At 54.8% G+C, this 21718-nt stretch carries 18 protein-coding genes and 1 pseudogene; 16 read left to right on the top strand and 3 right to left on the bottom strand.

Annotated elements, in window-relative coordinates:
* Positions 1-153: 153 nt before the first annotated feature.
* The 3 genes and pseudogenes from DNK10_RS15750 to DNK10_RS15740 form a co-directional block, all read right to left on the bottom strand.
* A complete protein-coding gene (locus tag DNK10_RS15750) occupies positions 154-2109 on the bottom strand; it encodes an acetoacetate--CoA ligase (protein WP_131192214.1) in 1956 nt (651 codons plus the stop codon).
* 73 nt (positions 2110-2182) lie between these two features.
* A complete protein-coding gene (locus DNK10_RS15745; protein WP_131192213.1) occupies positions 2183-2953 on the bottom strand; it encodes a 3-hydroxybutyrate dehydrogenase in 771 nt (256 codons plus the stop codon).
* Between the two features lie 55 nt (positions 2954-3008).
* Positions 3009-3971, bottom strand: a pseudogene (locus DNK10_RS15740) (GntP family permease); the annotation flags it as partial.
* Positions 3972-4373: 402 nt separating this feature from the next.
* Here DNK10_RS15740 and DNK10_RS15735 point away from each other — a divergent pair.
* From DNK10_RS15735 to gspD, 16 genes are all read left to right on the top strand, one after another.
* A complete protein-coding gene (locus tag DNK10_RS15735) occupies positions 4374-8789 on the top strand; it encodes an RHS repeat domain-containing protein (RefSeq protein WP_131192212.1) in 4416 nt (1471 codons plus the stop codon).
* A complete protein-coding gene (locus DNK10_RS26015; protein WP_208738830.1) occupies positions 8786-9421 on the top strand; it encodes an immunity protein Imm33 domain-containing protein in 636 nt (211 codons plus the stop codon). Before DNK10_RS15735 ends, DNK10_RS26015 begins: the two co-directional genes overlap by 4 nt.
* Positions 9422-9469: 48 nt before the next feature.
* Positions 9470-9694: a hypothetical protein gene (locus DNK10_RS15725; RefSeq protein ID WP_131192211.1), complete on the top strand. Its 225-nt coding sequence runs from the start codon at positions 9470-9472 to the stop codon at positions 9692-9694.
* A 233-nt stretch (positions 9695-9927) separates the two neighbouring features.
* A complete protein-coding gene (locus DNK10_RS15720; RefSeq protein WP_482811955.1) occupies positions 9928-11019 on the top strand; it encodes an RHS repeat domain-containing protein in 1092 nt (363 codons plus the stop codon).
* Entirely contained in the window at positions 11016-11483 is a 468-nt protein-coding gene (locus DNK10_RS15715) for a hypothetical protein (RefSeq protein ID WP_131192209.1), read from the top strand. Before DNK10_RS15720 ends, DNK10_RS15715 begins: the two co-directional genes overlap by 4 nt.
* Before the next feature lie 450 nt (positions 11484-11933).
* The gene (gene gspE, locus DNK10_RS15710; RefSeq protein WP_425273860.1) at positions 11934-13625 is read left to right on the top strand and encodes a type II secretion system ATPase GspE; all 1692 of its coding nucleotides are present in this window, start codon (positions 11934-11936) and stop codon (positions 13623-13625) included.
* Positions 13622-14827: a type II secretion system inner membrane protein GspF gene (gspF, locus tag DNK10_RS15705; protein ID WP_131192208.1), complete on the top strand. Its 1206-nt coding sequence runs from the start codon at positions 13622-13624 to the stop codon at positions 14825-14827. The genes gspE and gspF overlap by 4 nt, the downstream gene beginning before the upstream one ends.
* Positions 14828-14842: 15 nt before the next feature.
* Positions 14843-15262, top strand: a complete 420-nt coding sequence (locus DNK10_RS15700; RefSeq protein WP_131192207.1) for a type II secretion system protein GspG — start codon at positions 14843-14845, stop codon at positions 15260-15262.
* A gap of 2 nt (positions 15263-15264) precedes the next feature.
* Positions 15265-15720: a GspH/FimT family pseudopilin gene (locus DNK10_RS15695; RefSeq protein WP_279635849.1), complete on the top strand. Its 456-nt coding sequence runs from the start codon at positions 15265-15267 to the stop codon at positions 15718-15720.
* Positions 15660-16094 (top strand): prepilin-type N-terminal cleavage/methylation domain-containing protein, encoded by a 435-nt coding sequence (locus DNK10_RS15690; RefSeq protein ID WP_131192206.1) that lies wholly within the window; start codon positions 15660-15662, stop codon positions 16092-16094. Before DNK10_RS15695 ends, DNK10_RS15690 begins: the two co-directional genes overlap by 61 nt.
* Entirely contained in the window at positions 16084-16683 is a 600-nt protein-coding gene (locus tag DNK10_RS15685; protein WP_131192205.1) for a prepilin-type N-terminal cleavage/methylation domain-containing protein, read from the top strand. Before DNK10_RS15690 ends, DNK10_RS15685 begins: the two co-directional genes overlap by 11 nt.
* Positions 16680-17402, top strand: a complete 723-nt coding sequence (locus DNK10_RS15680; RefSeq protein WP_131192204.1) for a general secretion pathway protein GspK — start codon at positions 16680-16682, stop codon at positions 17400-17402. The genes DNK10_RS15685 and DNK10_RS15680 overlap by 4 nt, the downstream gene beginning before the upstream one ends.
* Positions 17403-17420: 18 nt before the next feature.
* Entirely contained in the window at positions 17421-18440 is a 1020-nt protein-coding gene (locus DNK10_RS15675) for a PilN domain-containing protein (RefSeq protein ID WP_165495998.1), read from the top strand.
* The gene (gene gspM, locus DNK10_RS15670; RefSeq protein WP_131192202.1) at positions 18415-19011 is read left to right on the top strand and encodes a type II secretion system protein GspM; all 597 of its coding nucleotides are present in this window, start codon (positions 18415-18417) and stop codon (positions 19009-19011) included. The genes DNK10_RS15675 and gspM overlap by 26 nt, the downstream gene beginning before the upstream one ends.
* The gene (locus DNK10_RS15665) at positions 19001-19513 is read left to right on the top strand and encodes a hypothetical protein (RefSeq protein ID WP_131192201.1); all 513 of its coding nucleotides are present in this window, start codon (positions 19001-19003) and stop codon (positions 19511-19513) included. Before gspM ends, DNK10_RS15665 begins: the two co-directional genes overlap by 11 nt.
* The gene (gspD, locus tag DNK10_RS15660; RefSeq protein ID WP_425273863.1) at positions 19509-21674 is read left to right on the top strand and encodes a type II secretion system secretin GspD; all 2166 of its coding nucleotides are present in this window, start codon (positions 19509-19511) and stop codon (positions 21672-21674) included. Before DNK10_RS15665 ends, gspD begins: the two co-directional genes overlap by 5 nt.
* The last annotated feature ends 44 nt before the right edge of the window (positions 21675-21718 follow it).

Here is a 21718-nt window from a genome sequence, read left to right as displayed (position 1 = left end):
CAGGGTTGGCAGGGCAGTCCAGCATAAACCCGGCGGCGCGGCAAATCGTTACGCCGGTGCGTGGACGCTGTCGGGCCGTTACGCTGCTTAGTCGTTGCGACACTGGATGGCAGGCGTGGTGGACGACGGCCATCGCAGCATCTGCTCATGCCATCACGTCTGCAACTGCGGCAGATCCCGAAACAGATCGAGGGCCTGGGGGTTGGCCAGCGCGTCGGTGTTCTTCACCGGCTGGCCGTGCACCACGTTGCGCACCGCCAGCTCGACGAGCTTGCCGCTGATGGTGCGCGGAATGTCCGTCACCGCGACGAGCCGCGCGGGTACGTGGCGCGGTGTGGTGTTGGCGCGGATCACCTGGCAGATCTGTTTCTCCAGCGCTTCGTCGAGCTTCACGCCTTCACGCAGGCGCACGAACAGCACCACGCGCACGTCGCCATCCCATTGCTGGCCGATGGCGATGGACTCCAGTACCTGCTCGACCTTTTCCACCTGGCGGTAGATCTCGGCGGTGCCGATCCGTACGCCGCCAGGGTTGAGCACGGCGTCCGAGCGACCATGAATGATCAGCCCGCCATGCAGCGTCTGCTCGGCGTAGTCGCCATGAGCCCAGATGCCGGGGAAGGTGTCGAAATAGGCGCTGCGGAACTTCTCGCCGTCGGCGTCGTTCCAGAAGCCCACGGGCATGGAAGGGAAATGGCGGGCGCAAACCAGCTCACCTTTTTCGCCCGTCACCGCCTTGCCGTCATCGTTCCAGATCTGCACGTCCATGCCCAGGCCCTTGCACTGGATCTCGCCGCGGTACACCGGCGAAACCGGATTGCCCAGGGCGAAGCAGGAAACGATATCGGTGCCGCCGGAGATGGACGACAGGCAGACATCGGCCTTGATGTCGCGATAGACGTAATCGAAGCTCTCGTGGGCCAATGGCGAGCCGGTGGAGAGAATCGCCTTCAGGCGCTGCAAACGATGGCTTTCGCGCGGCTTGGCGCCGGCCTTTTCCAGGGCCGCGATGAACTTGGCGCTGGTACCGAAAATGTTGATGTTCTCGGCGTCGATCAGGTCGATCAGGCGGTTGGCATCCGGGTGGAACGGCGAGCCGTCATACAGCACCAGGGTGGCACCCAGCGCCAGGCCGGAGACCAGCCAGTTCCACATCATCCAGCCGCAGGTGGTGTAGTAGAACAGCGTGTCGTCGGCCGTCAGGTCGCTGTGCAGGCCGAGTTCCTTGACGTGCTGCAGCAGTGTTCCGCCTGCGCCGTGGACGATGCATTTGGGCACGCCGGTGGTGCCGCTGGAGTAGAGGATGTACAGCGGCTGTTCGAAGGGCACGGCGGTGAATTGCGGTTCTCCACCGGGTTGGTAGAAGCCTTGCCAGAGAGTGGTTAGAGCAACTGACTTGTAATCAGTAGGTCTGGCTTCTGTTCGCGCATAAGGCACCACAACCAAGTGTTTTAGGCTGGGTAGGTGCGAGAGAACCTCGTTGAGCTTGTCCGTCAGATCCAGCGTCTTGCCAGCGTAGCGGTAGCCGGCACAGGCGATCAGTACCTTGGGTTCGATCTGGCCGAAACGGTCGATCACGCCCTGGGTACCGAAATCCGGTGAGCAGCTCGACCACGTCGCGCCCAGGCTGGCGGTGGCGAGCATGCCGACCAGGGTTTGCCAGGTGTTGGGCATGAAGGCGGCGACCCGGTCGCCAATACCCACGCCAGCCTCCTGCAGGCTGCGCTGCAGGCCGGCGACGTGTGCGGCCAGTTGCGCATGGCTGAGCTGTTCGCGGCTGCCGTCTTCGGCTACTGCGACGATGGCAGGATGCTCGTCGCGGCGGCGCAGCAGGTGCTCGGCGAAATTCAGGGTGGCACCTGGAAACCAGTGGGCGCTGGGCATGGCCGCGCCTTCTTCGAGTACCGCCTGGGGTGGATGGCTGAAGCGAATGTCGAAGACATCGACGATGGCTTGCCAGAACGCTTCGCGCTCGCTCACGCTCCAGGCGTGCAGCGCCGGGTAATCGGCCAGATCCAGGCCGTGGCGACTGTTGACGAAGCGGCGGAAGGCATCCATGCGTGTGGCACTGATGCGTTCGGCCATGGGCGTCCAGAGCGGTTGCTGCATTGGGTTACCTCATCACTTTTTTATTCGTGCTTTTTATTGGCAGGTGGGCCGTTCAGACACTACCCGTTTTCAGTCATTGTGCCAGCCAGCCACCATCCATGTTCCAGGCCGCGCCGCGTACCTGGGCAGCGGCATCGCTGCACAGGAACAGCGCCAACTCACCGAGCTGTCTGGGCGTCACGAACTCCAGCGACGGCTGTTTCTCTGCGAGCAGGTTACGCCGTTCGCCTTCGCTGTCGCCGCTCTCGGCCGCGCGGGCATCGATCTGTGCCTGTACCAGGGGCGTCAGTACCCAGCCTGGGCAGATGGCGTTGCAGGTGACACCGGTGGTGGCGGTTTCCAGCGCCACGGATTTGCTCAGGCCGATCAGCCCGTGCTTGGCTGCCACATAGGCGCTCTTGCCGGGTGAAGCCGCCAGTCCGTGGGCAGAGGCGATATTGATGATGCGTCCCCAGTTGCGCTGACGCATGCTGGGCAGGGTCAGCCGGGTGGTGTGGAAGGCCGACGACAGATTGATGGCGATGATCGCGTCCCAGCGTTCCGGGGCGAAGGTTTCCACCGGCGCCACGTGCTGGATGTCGGCGTTATTGACCAGGATATCGACCGCGCCGAACTCCTGCTCGGTGTAGGCGATCATCGCCTCGATCTGCTGCGGATCTGACACGTCCGCCGAGTGGTGGCCGACCTTGCCGCCGAACGCCGCCACGGCATCGATGGCCGCCTGGGCATCGCCGAAGCCGTTGAGTACCAGATCGGCGCCGGCTTCAGCCAATACCAGGGCGATACCCAGGCCTATGCCGCTGGTGGAACCGGTGACCAGTGCAGTCTTGCCTTTCAGATTCATGCTGGACTCCTTGCGTGCGAGCGGCCCGATACCACAGACCGCTCGCTTCATAAAATTAGACGATGCCGGTGCTGTAGAAGACGCCGATCACGAAAAACACCGCCAGGGTCTTGATGATGGTGATACCGAAAATGTCCTTGTAGGCTTCGCGGTGAGTCAGCCCGGTCACCGCCAGCAGTGTGATGACCGCGCCGTTGTGGGGCAGGGTGTCCATGCCGCCGCTGGCCATGGAGGCGACGCGGTGCATGACTTCCAGCGGGATGTTGGCGGCGTTGGCCGCGGCGATGAAACTGTCGGACATGGCCGCCAGGGCGATGCTCATGCCACCCGACGCCGATCCGGTGATGCCGGCCAGCAGGGTGACGGTCACCGCTTCGTTGACCAGCGGATCCGGAATGCCCTTGAGGGCGTCGGCGAGGATCAGGAAGCCCGGCAGCGACGCGATCACCGCACCGAAACCGTACTCCGAGGCGGTGTTCATCGCGGCCAGCAGCGAGCCACTCACCGCGCTCTTGGTGCCTTCGGCGAGTTTCTCGCGAATGACCCCGAAGGCGCTGATCAGCACCAGCACAATGCCCAGCAGCAACGCCGCCTGCACGGCCCAGATGGCGGTCAGCTTGCTGACGTCGGTCTGCAACGGCTCTGCCATTCCGGCCAGTTGCAGGCTGTGGGTCTTGCCATAGAACTCGGGAATCCAGTGGGTGAACAGCAGGTTGGCCACGTCCACCAGAATCAGCGGCGCGATGGCCAGCCACGGGCTGGGCAGCTTGATGTCGTCCGGGGTTTCCGGCTCGTTGCGCAGCTCCGTGCCATAACCCTCGCCAGCGCGCAGGGCCTTGCCCAGCTGCCGACGCAGGTAGAGCATGCCGATGCCAAGCACGAACAGGCTGCCGATCAGCCCCAGCCAGGGCGCGGCCCAGGCTGTGGTATTGAAGAAGGTGGTGGGGATGATGTTCTGGATCTGCGGCGTGCCGGGCAGGGCATCCATGGTGAAGCTGAACGCGCCGAGGGCGATGGTGACACTCATCGACTATCTCCTGACACGGAACCGGGAGAGAGGCGCTTGTAATGCGAGAAGTGGCTGTTGCAAGGTTATCGCGGCGACTCAAAACACGAAAATTTGCGGGAGCCTGAATAGTCTTTGATCGATGCGTCGCTTTCAACGTTGATGGTGGCTGAAATTATTCAGAAAACATGGTTACCTCCGACCCATCCTTGTGGATGGTCTGGAAATTCAGCTCTCGAAAAGTACGACATAGTAACCATGCGGATTGCAGGCTAGTGCGCAAAATTGAGGATTTCCCGCATTTCCTTATGAAAATTTCATGAGCGTGATTGACGTGGTTGTTTGGACGTAGGTATAAGGCGAGCAGCGTATTTGTGCCGCAAGGCTATGGACTAAAATTAAAAGGACTTAACTATGACGCAACGTTCAATGCGTTACGCGTGTCTGTTCACTATTTTCGCTTTTTCATCACTCCCCCCTACTATTGGCCTTGCTGCGGAAGCATTCAACTCTGCAGCCTTAGGCCTGTATCAGGAACCTGGTTTCGCGTTGAGCCGGTCTTTCGGCTTAAGTGAAAGCGTCGACAGGGTCGATCCTTTTACAGGGGCCCTGAAAATAGTCCATAAAGATTTGGTCATCCCAGGTAACGGCGGGCTCGACATTGAGGTTCTCCGTAACTATCAAGGGGTGAGCAATACGGCAGGCCCATACAGCAATGGCTACACCAGTCGTACGCCCTTCGGGACGGGTTGGGATATCCACTTTGGGCGGTTATGGGTTTCGGAAACTTATCAGACCCTTGCTGCCGGAGCGAACAACAAGGTCTGCCAGATTGGCCAGGTTGCCACCAACCTGAACCCGATCCTGGAATTGCCGGATGGCACCAGAGAAACGCTCGCCAATGGCAATGGCTCCAGCCAGGCATTCATTACCAAGTCCCGATGGATCGCAACCTGTCTGCCGGCCTCCCAGAACAAGGGGGACGGTGGGCTTGTTCTGCATTCCCCGGAAGGTCTGAAATATACCTTCAACCTCAAGGGTACGGTGTCTCCAAGTTTCCAGTTTCGCACTTACTTCGTTACCCGAATAGAAGACCTGTCGGGTAACAGGCTGGATCTTGAATACAATATTAAATCCTCGAACCTATATGCGCCCCATCACCTGCTGACGCGAGTCAAGGCATCGGATGGGCGCACTGTCTCGTTCAACTACAAGAACGAATCCTCCACTGCCGCCATCATTTCCAGTATCAGCGGTGAGGGACAGACTGTCAGCTATACGTTTTCCGATGCGGCTTACAGCGTTGGCGCCAAGGCACAATACCTGACTCGGGCTTCCAATCCAGACGGTACCGACTGGCGCTATACCTACAATGACAGCAACAGCCTGGCAGGTACTTCGCCGGGGCGCTTTTCGATCGCGACCATGAAAAGCCCGCTGGGTTTGAGCACCAGCTATACCTACGATTACAAACAGATGGGTTCCGATCCGTCTGAAAAGACCAACATCGTCACGGGGCGAAGAGTTTCTTCGATTCGCGGCAGTTCCCATAGCGCTTATACCTGGGCCTACACCTATACCAAAGGCGTCAATAAAAACGATGTAACCGTTGAAAAGGGGCCCGAGCAATGTGTTCGTTATGAACATGTTGGTGCCAATACCATCGCCAATGGCGTCTCGGCAGTGGACAGAGGGCTGTGGACCATCGGGCTTCTGGTCAAAAAGGAGACTTCCAAGAGCTGCGGCAGCGCCCTGCGGACGGAGACCTACACCTGGGGATCGCAGAATATCTCCGAGCAGAATGAAATGCGTCGCTACAACCTGCTGGTCGAGAACTATACACGCGCTCCCATACTGACGAAGAAGGTGGTCAGCCAGTCAGGCACCTACACGACCGACTACACCTATGACGCCAACGGCCAGCCCACCAAGCTGGTGGAGAGCGGCGATAAATCCAGAACCATCACCAATACCTACACCTTGCCCGGCGGCAACTGGATGCTGGGTAAGCTCGCATCGCAAACCACCTCCGGCATCACGGGGAGCCTCAAGTACAGCTACACCTCCAGTGGCAAGGTTTCCCAGGAGGATCGCTATGGGGTGGTGACCAAGTACACCTATCTCGCTGCTGGCGATTTGAATACGCTGGCCGATGCCAATGGCAAGGTGGCGCGTTACGAGGATTACTACCGGGGGGTTCCGCGCAAGGAAACCTACGCCGACGGCGGAGTGCTTACCCGGACGGTGAACGAGACGGGAACCGTGGCCTCCGTGAAGGACGTCATGGGGCAGACCACCAGTTACACCTATGACAAGGCCAACCGCCTGACCGGTGTCACCCCGCCCAAGGGAGCGGCTGCAAAGATAACCATCGGCTACAGCTTTGGCAGCAACAATGTCGAGACGCTGACGCGTGGCGCCTACAAGCGAGTCCGGGAATACAACGAGCTCGGCCAACTGCTGAAACAGACGGAAAGCGGTAGCGCATCGGTTCAGCCAGTGGTTGTAACGGCGACCTATTCGCCGTCGGGCGGCCGCACCTTTCTGTCGAACCCCAATTTCGCATCTGCAGCGGCCGTAGGCGAAAAATTCGAATACGATGCCCTGAACCGACTGACCAGGATCACCCATGCCGATGGTTCCACCATCAGCATGAATCATGGCGCCAAGATAGTAACCACGACCGATGAACGCGGTAACGCCACCGTTCGTGAATACGTTTCCTTCGGTGAGCCGGATGAACGCCTCTTGGTGAAGGTCACCGAACCGGGCAGCAACGTCACCAGCATCACCATCGATAACCTCGGGCGCACGACAGCCATCGCTCAGGGCGGCTTGAGCCGCACCTATACCTATGACGCCAAAGGCTTCGTCGCCAGCGAAACCAACCCGGAAACCGGTGTCACCGCCTATACCCATGATGGCGTCGGTAACGTACTTACTAAGAAAGTGGGTGCCGCGGTCGCGGATCAATATGTCTACGATGCGCGCAACCGCCTGAAGAAGGTCACCTATGTCGATGGAACCGCGCTCGAATACGGCTACGACCTGGCGGGGCGAGTGCTGTTCGAGGTCTTTGCCGGCACGGACAGACGCTATACCTACGACAGCCATGGCAATCTGCTGAGCGAAAGATTGAACCTGACGTCGCTCGGCAAGAACTATGTCGCGGCCTATGCCTACGATGCGCTCGATGCCCTGACCAGTATCACCTACCCGAGTGGCCTGCTGGTCGATCTGGCGCCGAACACCTACGGCCAGACCACCAAGGCGGGTAGTTTTGCCAGTGTAGTGAGCTATCACGCCAATGGCAGCCTGAAAGGGCTGACCTATGGCAATGGCCGCAGCCTGAGTATCGGCCTGGACGCCAACCGCCTACGTCCCACCCAGCGTTCGGTCGGCGGCAGCGATACCCTGCTGTCTCTCCAGTATGGCTACGACGCGGCCAACAACATCACCAAGGTCACCGACCTGCGAGCTGCCGCCTATACCCAGACCCTGGGTTACGACGCCTTGAACCGCCTGGTCAGTGCCGCCGGTTCCTGGGGTACTGGAAGTTTCGCCTACAACGCCCGCGGGGATCTCACCAGCCGCACGTTGGGTGGCCTGAGCACTACCTATGCCTACGATGCGCAGGGTCGTCTGGCCAGCTTGAGCGGCAGCCTGGCGGCGGCGTTGAGCTACGACGCCAAGGGCAACGTCCTGCAGGCTCGTGGCAGCTATGCCTATGACGGAGCGGGCAATCTCGACCGTCTCTGTGTCCAGCCCAAGGCCAACTGTGCCAGCGCACCCGACCAGCGTTTCGGCTACGACGGCAAGGGCATGCGGGTACTGCAGGAGCAGGGCGGCGTTCGTAAAGTCAGCTTCTACGGTCAGGCGGGGCTGTTGCTGGAGGAGGATCTCGCCACCAACAAGCGCAAGGAGTACATCTATGCGGGTGGCGAGCTTATCGCCCATGGTGGCAGCGATGGCACGCTCTACTACCACAACGACCATCTGGGTTCGCCGGTAGCGGCGAGCAACGCCCAGGGTGCTCTGCAATGGCGTACGCACTTCAGGCCCTACGGCGAACGTCAGGCGGAGGGCGGAGCGAACGTAGGCAGTATCGGTTATACGGGGCATATGCAGGACGATGGCAGCGGCCTGGTGTATGCGGGGGCGCGTTACTACGACCCGGTGGTGGGGCGTTTTCTGGCCATCGATCCGGTGGGGGTGGATGCGGGCAGGCCGGTGAGCTTCAATCGGTATGCATATGCCAATAACAGCCCGTATGGCTTTGTTGATCCGGATGGCAGAAGCCCTGTTGTTGCGATGGAAATAGCGGTTGCTGGTGCTCAGATTCTGACAGGGACTGCAATCGTTAATTCCACTGGTGGGATGACCGCGTTCCCGGCGCACCAGGGTGGAGGAGAGGTTTACGGAGGCTCGTCGATTGATCCGACGATTTCCGGGGCTTGGCATACGGGGCGGCCTGCGTCAGGGTTTGATCTACTGACTTGGATGTTGACTGTTAAAAGCAGTGCAGGTAATACCTTGCAGCCTGGCCCACATGCTGGTGAATCAGTTCCTGCACGTGGGCCTAGTCGGGACTTTACCAAAGGAGAGCGAGACAAGATTAACGAAATTGGGCGAAAGACTGGTTGTCATACATGTGGCAGCACAGATCCGAGGACTACTAGTGGAAACCACATCCCAGATCACCAGCCAGCAAATGCGTTGAATCCTTCAGGAGGTCCGCAAGAGCTGTATCCGCATTGCCTGACATGCAGTCGTGTACAAGGTGGGCAAGTAAGGGGTGCACAGGGTCGCTCAGAAGGAGGGTTGAATTGAATATTAAAGTGTCTGTAATAAGCGAAGGCCTGTCTTGTGAAACTGCAGGTTTGAGGGATGTATTTGGTTATGAAATAGCAGCGGCTGTTGATAATTCCTTATTAAAGGATCAGTGTCGTGAGTTTGTTCTATATGTTGCGGATTATATACTCGCTGGTAATACGATTCGTCCTGGCGAAACCGTTCAATATGGGTATTGGATTACAAAGGCTGAATTGAATGATCTTAGTCAGTTGATATTCTGGGAGTGTGATCCAGGGACAATGGATTATATCTTCGGCGTAAGCATTGCTGTTTCATATTGGCGCGATCAAAATTTGATCTGCCAAGAAGTCGGGGCGGCATTCACCCCGCCTCGGCTAGATCAGATGGTTGTTATTTCCGACGGGGTCTATGAGGGTGATGATGTGGAAGGGGTACGATATCCATCACCTGATCATATGTCGGGATGGTGGCTTACCACTGATCGATTTAATGGCAACACTGACACATTAAAGACAGTGCATGCGTACGATGTTAGTGCTAGGAGACCAGATCTTGCTAAGTTTTTGGCTCTGCCTTTCGGCTATCGTTTTTTTTCACCGCAGAGCAATGTTTGGTTCGATCAAAGAGTGGCAGAAGCGGAAGGCTAGACCAAACTAGGAAGCCTCCAGGGATCTTTAGAGCCCGGGAGGCTGAAAATGAGTGGCAATAAATCTTTTGATTTCGACTTTTTTACCTCCGCCAACGTGGGGCGTATCGTTACAGGCTTTGATTATTTGCATGTGGTCTACAAGTCGCAAGGGTTGGCCGCTGATTTTATCTTATGGCTCTCCAAGTTGTTTTTACCTGAGCTCAAGGTTGTTGAAGGTGTGTGGTTTTTATTTTGGGGCTGTTCGGTGTTAAGCGTTATCAGGAAATGTTGAGTGATGGCCATAGTTCTGCGTAGATCCAGTTCTGGATGAATCTTTTTGAAGTGACGGGTTTGTTTGATAATTTAATTGTTGAGCCGGCTATGGTTGTTGCGGAGTCTCTGGTAGGTAGTTGGAGTTCTAAGCTGTAAAAGGAGCGGGGAGGGAGCGAATCTTTCCATGGCTCCTTAAAAATGTAATTACTTATTGGGATAAGGTGTTTTTGATGCCTTGTCCTTTATCCTGATATTGACGGAGCGGGCAATCTCGACCGTCTCTGTGTCCAGCCCAAGGCCAACTGTGCCAGCGCACCCGACCAGCGTTTCGGCTACGACGGCAAGGGCATGCGGGTACTGCAGGAGCAAGGTGGTGTTCGTAAAGTCAGCTTCTACGGTCAGGCGGGGCTGTTGCTGGAGGAGGATCTCGCCACCAACAAGCGCAAGGAGTACATCTATGCGGGTGGCGAGCTTATCGCCCATGGTGGCAGCGATGGCACGCTCTACTACCACAACGACCATCTGGGTTCGCCGGTAGCGGCGAGCAACGCCCAGGGTGCTCTGCAATGGCGTACGCACTTCAGGCCCTACGGCGAACGTCAGGCGGAGGGCGGAGCGAACGTAGGCAGTATCGGTTATACGGGGCATATGCAGGACGATGGCAGCGGCCTGGTGTATGCGGGGGCGCGTTACTACGACCCGGTGGTGGGGCGTTTTCTGGCCATCGATCCGGTGGGGGTGGATGCGGGCAGGCCGGTGAGCTTCAATCGGTATGCATATGCCAATAACAGCCCGTATGGCTTTGTCGATCCGGATGGCAGAAGCCCTGTTGTTGCGATGGAAATAGCGGTTGCTGGTGCTCAGATTCTGACAGGGACTGCAATCGTTAATTCCACTGGTGGGATGACCGCGTTCCCGGCGCACCAGGGTGGAGGAGAGGTTTACGGAGGCTCGTCGATTGATCCGACGATGTCCGGGCCTTGGCATACGGGGCGGCCTGCGTCAGGGTTTGATCTACTGACTTGGATGTTGACTGTTAAAAGTAGTGGGCCGCGTCCTAATGGTGGTAATGCGAAACCCCATGGGAACTCTAATCATAATGATGCGATTGATAGTCGTATAGACGGGCTGAGGCAGGATCCATCAGTTTCGAATATTCGTAAAAATCAGCAACAAGTTGATGTTGATGGAGGTAAGATTGGTACAAATAGGGCTGATATTCAATACGATAAGGGGTGTCATTATTGTGTTGAGTATGATCATGTTCCTAAGAATAGTGTTCGGCATGGCGATAGAATAAGGGCCAATGATCCAGGCGCAAAAACTGAATTGAATCTCTTGTGATTGGGTTTGAAGTGACAGAGAAAATAAATGAATCAGAGTTGCTGGATTGCCTTGATGGCTCTGGATCGGATAGAGAGTTTTATGCGATTGGTGAGCTCAGGAAGCTTGGGTGGGAGCTTCCTAGATTGTTACTTGAGAAGTATAGGGGCTCTAGACGGTGGCAGGTGAGAAGTTCTTGTGTTTATCATTCTATTCGTTATGCAAGATCATCTGTCGAGGCTGTTCAGTTAGGAGTGGAAGCCCTGTCTGATAAGTCTCATGCGGTACGTTATAGGGCCTGTATGCTGCTAGCTTATTCGCTTGATAAGAGTGTTTTGTCAAGTTTAAAGAAGGCTGAGAATAATGCTGCTGATGAGAGAGCCTTGCAGGATTTGCGTGCTGCGATTGATGCTATAGAGTGCCAGAATAGCGATTACTTTGTAGATCGGGATCACTCTGGAAATATGACGTTAAGAGTGAGTTAATGATACTCCGGGAGTTTGGTTTGGTGGGCGTCGATCGCAACAAGATAAACCCTCTGGGAAGCGAGTGTTTTGAGTGTGGGGTGGGTAACTCTTTGCTTATCCGTAGTTCTTTAAAAATGTAATTACTGGTTAGGGCAAGGCGTTGTTTGATGCCTTGTCCTGATTGTCCTCTATATTGCGACTCCTTTGGGATAACAACCTTCTGTGCGCAGGGCCGCCTGGCCAGCTTGAGCGGCAGCCTGGCGGCGGCGTTGAGCTACGACGTCAAGGGCAACGTCCTGCAGGCCCGTGGCAGCGGTGCTGGGGCGTTCTGGCCATCGATCCGGTGGGGGCTGTGGGCAGGATGGTGAGTTTCAATCGGTATGCGTATGCTAATAACAGCCCGTATCGCTTTGTCGATTTGGATGTCGAGGTTGATCAGGATTGATCTCTTTGTGTGTAGAGGGCTACTTGGAAGTTCAAGTCATAGAGTTCTTGCGATCTGAAGGCGTTCTATCTTCTGCAAGTCTGGAGCGGGTGGGCCAGTTGCAGGAAGCGGGGCGTACGGTGTCGCGAATCGAATTGCTATTGCGCCTGGGGCTCCTGTCTGAAGTGAGCCTGGCCAGCGCATGGTCGTCGGTTCTCGATCTGCCCTTGCTGAGGGCGGATGCCTTGCCTGAGCCTTTGGAGGTATTGGCCGAGGTGCCGGTGAGGTTTCTCAAGCATCATGCGGTCATTCCGATAGGCTTCGAGGAAGCCTATGTGCATCTATGGCTTGCCGACCCTGCCGACCGTTACCCAGTCGAGGCGCTCGAATATGCCCTGCAGAGATCGGCCCGGTTGTTCATTGGCGTGCGCAGCGAAATTGAACAGGCCATCGAGCGTTGTTACGGGGAGGGGCGCTCGGCGGTGGGAAGCCTGGTCGAGGGCTTTGATAGGCAAGACATGCGCGAAGATGATGTCGAGCACCTGAAGGATCTGGCTTCCGAGGCTCCCGTGATTCGCCTGGTCAATCTGTTGCTGCAGCGCGCCATCGAGCGACGTGCCTCGGACATTCATATCGAGCCATTCGAGAGTCTGCTCAAGGTGCGCTACCGGGTGGATGGACTCCTGCTGGAGGCGGAAAGCCTGCCTGCCAGTTCGGCTGCGGCGGTGATCTCGCGCATCAAGATCATGGCCCGTCTGGATATTGCAGAGCGGCGTCTGCCGCAGGATGGGCGAATCATGCTGCGGATTCAGGGTAAGGAGCTGGATTTGCGGGTCTCGACTGTCCCAACCAGTTTCGGTGAGTCGGTCGTGATGCGTTTACTGGATCGCCAGGCTGTGATGCTCGATCTTGTCGGCCTGGGGTTAGACGGTGAACGGCTGAATGGCCTGGTGACGTTGCTTGAGTCTCCCAACGGCATTCTGTTGGTCACGGGGCCTACCGGTTCGGGCAAGACCACCACCCTGTATGCCGGGCTTTCCCGGTTGAATACCGAGGCGCGCAAGATCATCACGGTCGAGGATCCTGTCGAGTACCAGTTGCAAGGTATCAACCAAATCCAGGTGAAGCCGGCCATCGGCCTGGATTTCGCGAATGCGCTGCGTTCCGTCGTACGGCAGGATCCCGACGTGATCATGATCGGCGAGATGCGGGATCCGGAAACCTGTCGTATCGCCATTCAGGCATCCCTGACCGGCCACCTCGTGCTTTCCACCCTGCATACCAATGGTGCCCTGGCCACCATAACGCGCCTTTTGGACATGGGGGTGGAGCGTTATCTGATCGCATCCACGGTCAATGGCATTCTCGCCCAGCGTCTGGTTCGTCGCCTTGATCCCGAGTGTCGCGAGGCATTCGAGGTTCCAGCGGAACTTGTCGCCGAACATGATCTTGGGCGCTATACCCATGAGCGACCAATCCGGCTGTACAGAGCCAGAAACACTGAGTTAGGAAACGGTTATCGCGGTCGTAGCGCCATTACCGAATTGCTCGTGATGGATGACCGCTTGCGTGGCTTGTTACTGCAGAACGTCAGTGCCGTCGAGCTGGAGCAGGCCGCCAGGGAAGCTGGATTTCGTACTTTGTATGAGGATGGCCTGCGCCAGGCATTGGCCGGGATCACCACGCTGGACGAGGTTCTACGTGTAACCCGTGGCGAACAGACGGGGTTGTTATGAAGCCATTTCGCTACCAGGCACTGGATGCCTCGGGAGCCAGGATCAGTGGCCTGATGAAGGCCACCAGTCTGGAGTCGGCAGTTACGACGTTGCAGAAGCGTGGTCTGCTGGTGTTGCGAATCGAAGCTGCCAGACGCGCTTCCTGGGGAAGCTTGCAGCTATTTCGGTCACAGGCTTTGCCGGAAAAAGCGCTGCTTCACTTCACTCGGCAGTTGGCTACGTTGTTGAACGCCGGGCAGCCACTGGAGCGCTCCCTTGCCATCCTCCTGCGTCAATCCGCAGATAGACCGCTGCGCCTGTTGATCGAGCGTTTGCGGGAGAGGGTCAAGAGTGGGCATTCCCTGTCGTCTGCAATGGCGGAGGATGAGGCGTTTTCTCCTTTTTATCTGAGCCTGGTTCGGGCTGGAGAGGCGGGCGGAGCTCTTGGGGGAACGCTTTCACAACTGAGCGAATACCTCGAATACTCCAGAGCACTTCGCTCCCGCGTTGGCAACGCGATGATCTATCCGGCGTTTCTCATGTTTGGCGTACTGGGATCGCTGGCGATGCTGTTGACCTATGTCGTTCCTCAGTTCGTGCCTATTTTCGACAGTTTGGGCGTGCCTTTACCCATTTCTACTGAGGTTCTCTTCTCCGTTGGGCAGTTCTTGGCTCAGTGGGGGGGATATCTTTTGGCAAGCCTGATCACGCTCCTGTTGTGGTTCGTTTCCCGCCTGCGTGCTCCCGACTTTCGTCTTGCATGGGATCGGCGGCTATTAAGGATGCGGATCATCGGGGGACTGATCTGGAGTCTGGAGACCGCCCGGTTGACTCGGACGCTTGGTACTCTCATCACGCAAGGCGTGCCATTGCTGGATGCCTTGGCCATCGCGCTTGAGGTTTCGTCCAACCATGCCTTGAAGCAGGCATTGGGAGAGGCTCGTGCTCGCGTGAAAGGAGGGGGTTCGCTATCCGAGGCTTTGAAGGTTGAGGATGCCTTTCCAGACCTGGCCCTGCAGATGATCCAGGTCGGAGAAGAGTCTGGCCAGCTCGATGGCATGCTGCTCAAGTTGGCCGATATCTACGGGGCCGAGACTCGTGATGGCATCGATAGGCTCATGGCAGCCTTGATCCCGCTGCTGACATTGATCATGGCTATGTTGGTCGCCTGCATCATGCTGGCAATCATGCTGCCGCTTATGAACATTACCAATGGTCTCTAACAGGGAACTGATTGCATGCGTGTATCCAACGCCCTCCGCCGAGAAAGCGGTTTTACCTTGCTCGAAATGCTGGCGGTCATCGTACTGCTGGGGATCGTAACGACCATCGTCGTGCGCCAAATCGGTGGCAGCATGGACAAGGGAAAATACGATGCAGGGAAAGCACAACTGGCCAGCTTGAGTATGAAGATTGAAAACTATGCGCTGGATATCGGGCAGCCTCCGAAGGAACTGAAGGATCTGCTGGCAAGACCTGTGGGGCTGGCGAACTGGAGTGGGCCTTATGCCAGGAGCAGCGATCTACAAGACCCGTTTGGCTACGCCTTTGGTTATCGAAATCCCGGTGAATTTGGCTCCTTCGACCTGATCTTCTTCGGCAAGGATGGAAGGAGTGGTGGTGAAGGGCTCAATGCAGACCGAGGAAGTTGGGAGTAGTAGTGGAGCGATCGCCAGGAAAGGTTCAACGGGGATTTACCCTGTTAGAGCTTTTGGCAGTGATGGCGATTGTCGCCACTGGCTTCAGCCTTGCTGCCTATGGGGTTTCGCAAGGAGTTAATAGTGCACGTGAGCGTCATGCCGGGCGAGATTTGATGCTGGAGCTGCGCCAGGCCAGAACCTTGGCATTGGCCCGTGATGAACCGGTACTGGTGGACTTTGATCTGCAGAGGCGTTGCTATCGGGGGCCAGGACAAGGCGAGCGTTGTTTGCCGGATGGCATGAGTCTGAGTCTGACGACGGCAGATGGGTTGAGTCCGCGCGTATCGGTAATCGCGTTTTATCCTGATGGTACCTCCAGTGGTGGGCATGTCAGTCTTTATCGGGGTGATAAGGCATGGAGGATCGATATCGCATGGCTAACAGGCAGAGCGGTACTGGAAAGCAATTCCCACTAGGTAGTGTACATATCCAGTCTGGTTTCACTTTGATTGAACTGCTGGCGGCCACTGCACTGTTGGCTGTCGGCTTCACGGTGATGATAACTGCCATGGGGCAGGTGCTTCATGCCTTGGCAAAAAGCAATCTGAGAACGCAGGTGGCAATGTTGGCGAGCTCCCTCATTGAGAGCGAAACACGCGGACGGCAGGAAGTTGGCCTGCGCCAAGGGCGTGAAGGTGAGCTTGAGTGGTGGCTGAATACCCGTCTGGAGGCGAGTGAGGCCGATATCAGTTTGTATCGACTTGAATTAGTAGTCCATATGGAGGAATTGGAAGAGCGGTTTACGACTCTGCGCGTTCAACAGGATAGGTTCGTTGGTGATGAAGGATAGCTATTCTCGGGGTTTTACTCTGTTGGAAACGCTGGTGGCGTTGAGCCTTCTTGCTCTGATGTTTGTACTGATTGCCACGTCTTTGAGTTCGGGTAATCGTGTCTGGGATATCGTTCTTCGGCAGAGTGATCATCTTGCTGAACTGAGAGCTGCTAGAGGTTTTTTGAGTCACGCTCTGCAACAAGTTCGGGCAGTGGAGATGGACGGGGGCGTCGTCTTTGAGGGGCAGAGTGCTCGTATCCGATTCGTGGCGCCAGGGCCGCGCTATTTGGACGGTGGGCTGAAAGCGCACACGATCTGGGTTGATACCCCATCAAGAGGCTCCCTTTCCCTGCGGATCAGTTTTAACAATATATCGGATGGCCAACCATGGGGCGAGTCACAGGTATTGTTCGAAAATGCCAAGTCTATTCGTTTTGGCTTTATGGGGGATGATATACACGGGAGTCCAACGAGTTGGTTGAGCGAATGGCCATGGCCTGCACGATTGCCTCGGAAAGTCCGAATTGAAATCGATACAGATAGTTCTATTTCTTGGATGCCGATGGTGGTGGCCTTGCGGTTCCAGTCCGATGATGTTTACAAATGAAGCGCCAATATGGAGTCGCGATTATATTCACCCTTTGGGCGATAGCGCTATTGAGCCTACTCATGGGAAGTGTGGTGCTTGCTATGCGTGTCGAAGGGCGACAAAGTGGCCATGGCATTCATTATATCAAAGCGCTTTCTATCGCTGAGGCAGGTATTGCTTTGGCAATCAAGAACCATATATCGACGCAAGGGGCTGCAGTCGAAGGTGATGAGCGGCCTGCCGCTGTAGATTTTGGGGGAGCCCGGATTAGCGTTGAGGTACGTAGCGAACGTGGCAAGCTGGATTTGAATTACTGTAATTTAGAAAGTTTCAAGATACTGCTGCAATATAACGGTGCAAGTCGGTATCAGATCGGCAAAATAACCGAGCAACTTCAGCGCTTACGGGGACGCCCCTCAAGCATGGTGTCACTAGATGAGCTGCGGGATTTTCCGGCAATGACTGAAGTGTTGTATCAGCGTCTATCTTCTCAGGTAACTCTCTGGACCGGGCTAAATGCCCCATCACCTCGGTACGCCAATGATGACCTGCGAGAGGCTTTTAGGATGGATGGTGAGTGGGGCGTAGAGGAGCCGGGTTCAATAATGGATATTCGTTCGAAAGCCATGTTGGAGAATGGGTTCAAGATAGAGGTAAGCGCTGTTGTTCATATAAGGCCAGTGGGGCGATCGGAGCTCTATCGCGTACTGCATTGGCAAGAGAGAGTGATCCGGTAGATGCTGAGAATAATAAAAATGTATGGATCCGCCGATCAATTGAAAGGCTCCTGTGCGACGTTTTTCGCATGGTGGGTTGATGAGTTGAAGAAATGCCTGCCAGAGACTTGGGTAAGAAGGCAGGTGGAATCGGAGTTATATTGGGCGGAAAGCGGGGTGGATGCTGCACGCTCAATAGTTGAGGGTTCCCATGATGATAGTTGCCTTATTCTTCCTGGGCAATTTGCCTTGGTCAGAACGATCTACCTGCCAGCCATGACTGAAAAAGAAATTTCATCTGCTCTTGTTTATGAAATGGATAAATATGTGCCCTTTACCTCGGGTCAGGTCTACTTTGACTTCGTGCGGACTTCTTTCAAGCAGGGAGAGTATTCGATTATCGAACTGGTGGTGGTGGCCAGGCAGAAGCTGGACGCTGTCTTGGAGGTCGTCGGAGGCCAAGGATATAACGTGGCTTGCGTTGATGTCAGTGATGGTGAAGGAAAACGTATTGGCGTCGATATTCTTTCCATCGAGCTGCGTGGACGTAAAAATGGAAGTGTTATCAGGAAAATTAATGGAGCTTTGCTGGTCGCGATGGTGATATTGGGACTTGCTTCCATGTCTTTATATGTTCAAAACAAGAAAATTGCATTGGAGGCAATGCAAACCCAGGTCGATGCGCTAAGGCATGAGGCGGCTGGGATTGAGGATGTTCGTCAGCGATTTAGGCGTTCTATTGCAGAGGGGGAACGACTGTTAACGTATAAGGCGCATGCTTTATCAGCAATTCTCTTTCTGGACGAGTTGGCCCGATGTATGCCCTCTGATACTTGGCTTGATCAGCTTGAGGTCGGTGAGGATGGAACCATAAACATGCAGGGGCAAACGGCTAGTCCCAGTGCATTGTTGACGGCGATAAAGGAGTGCTCAAGCGTGTCAAACGCTCAGTTTCAAGGGGGGATTCAACCCGATGAAGCGACAGGTAAAAGCAATTTTTCTATGAGCGCCCAGTTGCGCCCCAGAGGTGTACATGCGCTTTCGCTATCTTCTGAATAATCGGCGCACTTGGGCTGTGTTACTGCTCGGTACATGCTTTGTTTTTATCTATATATTGACAGTGCACTGGTGGTTTACATCCACATTATTGGATATAGCGGATGAAATGCAGGAGCTAAGAGGGCTTCAGCAGCGCTACAGTAAACTTGATTTGCAGAAGCAGTTCTTGGCGGAAAAATACCTGGATGTTCAGAGGCAAGGCGCATCTGAGGGTCTGCTTGGCGGGGTGGATGCTGGTGCTGCTACCGCCCAGATGATGGAGCTGATTGCTCAAGCTATATATAGAGCTTCTGAGATCCACCCTGCTTGTAAGGTGCTTAGCCAAGCGCCTATGCCACCTGCTGAGATAGATGGACTGGTGGGAATAAGAATAAACCTGGAACTCGAGTGCGGGACAGAGGTGCTGGTTCGTTCACTCTATCATTTTGAAGACGCAAGCCCATTTTTATTTATTCAATCGCTTCGGATTCGGAGAGGTGGCCAAAGTGAAAAAGATCTGCTGATAGTGCAGATTTCGCTGATCGGCTATGCAATGTTCAGCGACGACGGGGAACGGTGCGATGGCTGCTAAATCATGGCGCGATTTGAGCCTTAGCGCTTTTTTACTCATATGCGTGATGTTTCTACTTGCCATCTGTATTGGCTTGGTCAGGGGAAAGGGGGGAAGTATCAGTTGGTTGGAGCAGATTGATGTTGTCAACGATAAGGAGTGGGAAGGTTTTCAGGCTGCTGTAATTTCTATTCCCGAACTTGTCTTGGAAGATTATTCTGCTTCCTGGCAGAAAACGATATTCAGTCCAAGCCGTAAGCTTGTGGTGCCTCGTGACTTGATTTCTGATGACCCCATCGAGAGTGTCGAAGGGCTGATACTCTCTGGTGTAGTAATTGCCTCGGACTTTAAACTTGCTTTTCTAAAACAGAGCGATGGCAGGCCGCTGGTGGCTAGGGAGGGGGATTATATCGTGAATGGTTTCTTGCTTGAGGAAGTTAGAGCAAATGAAATACATATAAATTTGGATGGTGTCCGGAAAATAATGTCTGTTTCTTCGTTGCGGAAACATTCTGAAGATTAGTGGCTTTTCAGGGATGAAGATATTGTCCAGGTTTATTTTGGGTTTGTTCGTGCTCGTGTCTCTTTGGGGATGCACATCTCCTGTGGATAAAGACAATGGGAAGGTGTCAATAATAAACCAGGGGCTTTCGGGAGTTGGTAGCCTATCCATGCCTAACACACGGTTCGAGGCGCTCTCTTCCAATGCAGAGGAAAAGATGCCTTCTGGACATATTGTTCATAGGCCCAAGGTAGGGTTTTCAGCTCTGCAGGAAGGACCTGACCACTCGCAAAGTGACATGCAGGGAGAGGTAGTATTCAATTTTTCCGGGCAACCGATCGATAGCGTAATTCATACTGTCCTAGGTGACTTGCTGGGAGAAAACTACAGTATTGCCCCTGGGGTTGCGGGTGAGGTGACATTCTCTACTGCGAAGCCTGTCGGAAAAAAACAAGCATTCACTATTCTGGAGACTTTGCTGTCTTGGACGAACAATGCAATTGTTCGCAAGAAGGATGGTTATTTGGTTCTGCCTGTCACCCAGGTTGTGGCTGGACAACTCACCCCCAAGGCAATCGCTCCTGCACCTAGAGAAGGATATGCGGCTCGTCTTTTTGCGCTGAATTATATTTCTGCAATTGAGATGCACAAACTCATTAAGCCATTTGCACGTGATAGTGCATTCTTGCTTGTGGATTCTGCCCGTAATGTTTTGATTCTTTCTGGCACCTCTGAGGAACTGGCCAATTATGAACGGACTATTGATATGTTCGATGTCAATTGGTTGAGTGGTATGTCATTCGGCATCTACCCTATTCATAATGCTGACGTTCGAGAACTTCTGCCAGAAATTGAGCGAATTTTCCGTGGGCAAGAGGAGGTGTCAGCTGTAGGTGTGGTGCGATTCATTCCTATTGAGAGGACTAACTCCATAGTGGCAATTGCCTCTCAGCCAGAGTATCTACGAGAGGTCGAACGCTGGGTTGATATTATTGATCAAGATAATGGTAATGAGCCAGCCATTCATGTCTATGATGTCAAGAACATGAGAGCGGTCGAGTTGGCTGGTTACTTGAGGCAAATGTATGGTGGTGAGGGGAGCAAGGAGGAAGGTGGAGAAACTGTTGCTCCAGGTTTGCGCACACTGACGTTGACTTCTGACCATGGTATTGGTGGCCCTCCTGGGGCTCTCAGCCAGGAAGGTTTGAAGAACCCACGTTTTCCAGGCCTGGCTGAGTCGGAGACGAGTTCCTCCATGGCCCAAGATAGAATATTGGGCTCTGTTCGTATAGCTGCACAGAAAAATAGCAACCAACTGCTGGTTAGAAGTCGGCCGGCTCAATGGAAAGAGATAAAAGCGGCTATTCATAAGCTTGATCACCCTCCTGTTCAGGTACAGATAGAAACCCGGATTTTAGAGGTAAGTCTTACTGGGGCATTAAGTCTGGGTGTGCAATGGTACTTAGGTCGTTTGGCTGGAAACTCTTCTGCAGATGGGGTCGAGAACACCCCAGGGGGACAAGGTGCTATTGGGCAGGGTGGTGCCGCCCTCAACGGGAGAGATGCACTGTTCTATTCCTTTCTTAGTAGTAACCTGCAGGTTGCTTTGCGTGCACTGGAAACGAATGGCAATACAAAAGTTCTTTCTGCACCGTCTTTAGTCGTTATGAATAATCAGGAGGCGCAAATTCAAGTTGGGGACAATATTCCTATCAATCAAACAACCATTAATCTTGATAATACATCGATTAGCACGAGCTCTGTTCAGTATGTTCAGACGGGCGTGATTCTAGGTGTTGTTCCGCGTATAAGTCCAAATGGCCTGGTCTATATGGATATTCAGCAGCAGGTGAGTAGTGCCGGTATAGTTACCGATCCTAATGGGAATCCAACCATATCAACGAGGGCTGTATCAACCCAAGTCGCTGTGCGTGATGGACAAACAATATTGTTGGGCGGTCTTATTCAGCAGAGTGAGGTCGAGAATGAAAATAGCGTTCCGTTCCTTGGGCGTGTCCCAGGGCTGGGTTGGTTATTCGGTAATATCAGAAAAGGTCAGGAAAGGTCGGAGCTAATTGTCTTGATAACGCCCAGGGTCGTTTATGGTGATAGTGGTGCTCTTGAGGTAACAGAGCAGTACCGCCAGCGTTTGCAGTTAATGCAACCTGGTGTGGATCGATGACATATGGTCTGCCTCCTCCGGAGGACTGAGGCAGTGTAGGAGAG

Origin of the sequence: Phytopseudomonas daroniae (assembly GCF_004327275.1) — a bacterium.
In the GTDB taxonomy this organism is placed as follows: Bacteria; Pseudomonadota; Gammaproteobacteria; order Pseudomonadales; family Pseudomonadaceae; genus Aquipseudomonas; species Aquipseudomonas daroniae.
This window is presented reverse-complemented; position numbering and strand designations above follow the sequence as displayed.

Excerpts from the sequence above, each read along its gene's own strand:
- DNK10_RS15750 (WP_131192214.1), bottom strand. The coding sequence starts at position 2,109 with ATGCAGCAACCGCTCTGGACGCCCATGGCCGAACGCATCAGTGCCACA.
- DNK10_RS15745 (WP_131192213.1), bottom strand. The coding sequence starts at position 2,953 with ATGAATCTGAAAGGCAAGACTGCACTGGTCACCGGTTCCACCAGCGGC.
- DNK10_RS15735 (WP_131192212.1), top strand. The coding sequence starts at position 4,374 with ATGACGCAACGTTCAATGCGTTACGCGTGTCTGTTCACTATTTTCGCT.
- DNK10_RS15725 (WP_131192211.1), top strand. The coding sequence starts at position 9,470 with ATGAGTGGCAATAAATCTTTTGATTTCGACTTTTTTACCTCCGCCAAC.
- gspF (WP_131192208.1), top strand. The coding sequence starts at position 13,622 with ATGAAGCCATTTCGCTACCAGGCACTGGATGCCTCGGGAGCCAGGATC.
- DNK10_RS15700 (WP_131192207.1), top strand. The coding sequence starts at position 14,843 with ATGCGTGTATCCAACGCCCTCCGCCGAGAAAGCGGTTTTACCTTGCTC.
- DNK10_RS15690 (WP_131192206.1), top strand. The coding sequence starts at position 15,660 with ATGGAGGATCGATATCGCATGGCTAACAGGCAGAGCGGTACTGGAAAG.
- DNK10_RS15685 (WP_131192205.1), top strand. The coding sequence starts at position 16,084 with ATGAAGGATAGCTATTCTCGGGGTTTTACTCTGTTGGAAACGCTGGTG.
- DNK10_RS15680 (WP_131192204.1), top strand. The coding sequence starts at position 16,680 with ATGAAGCGCCAATATGGAGTCGCGATTATATTCACCCTTTGGGCGATA.
- DNK10_RS15675 (WP_165495998.1), top strand. The coding sequence starts at position 17,421 with ATGTATGGATCCGCCGATCAATTGAAAGGCTCCTGTGCGACGTTTTTC.
- gspM (WP_131192202.1), top strand. The coding sequence starts at position 18,415 with ATGCGCTTTCGCTATCTTCTGAATAATCGGCGCACTTGGGCTGTGTTA.
- DNK10_RS15665 (WP_131192201.1), top strand. The coding sequence starts at position 19,001 with ATGGCTGCTAAATCATGGCGCGATTTGAGCCTTAGCGCTTTTTTACTC.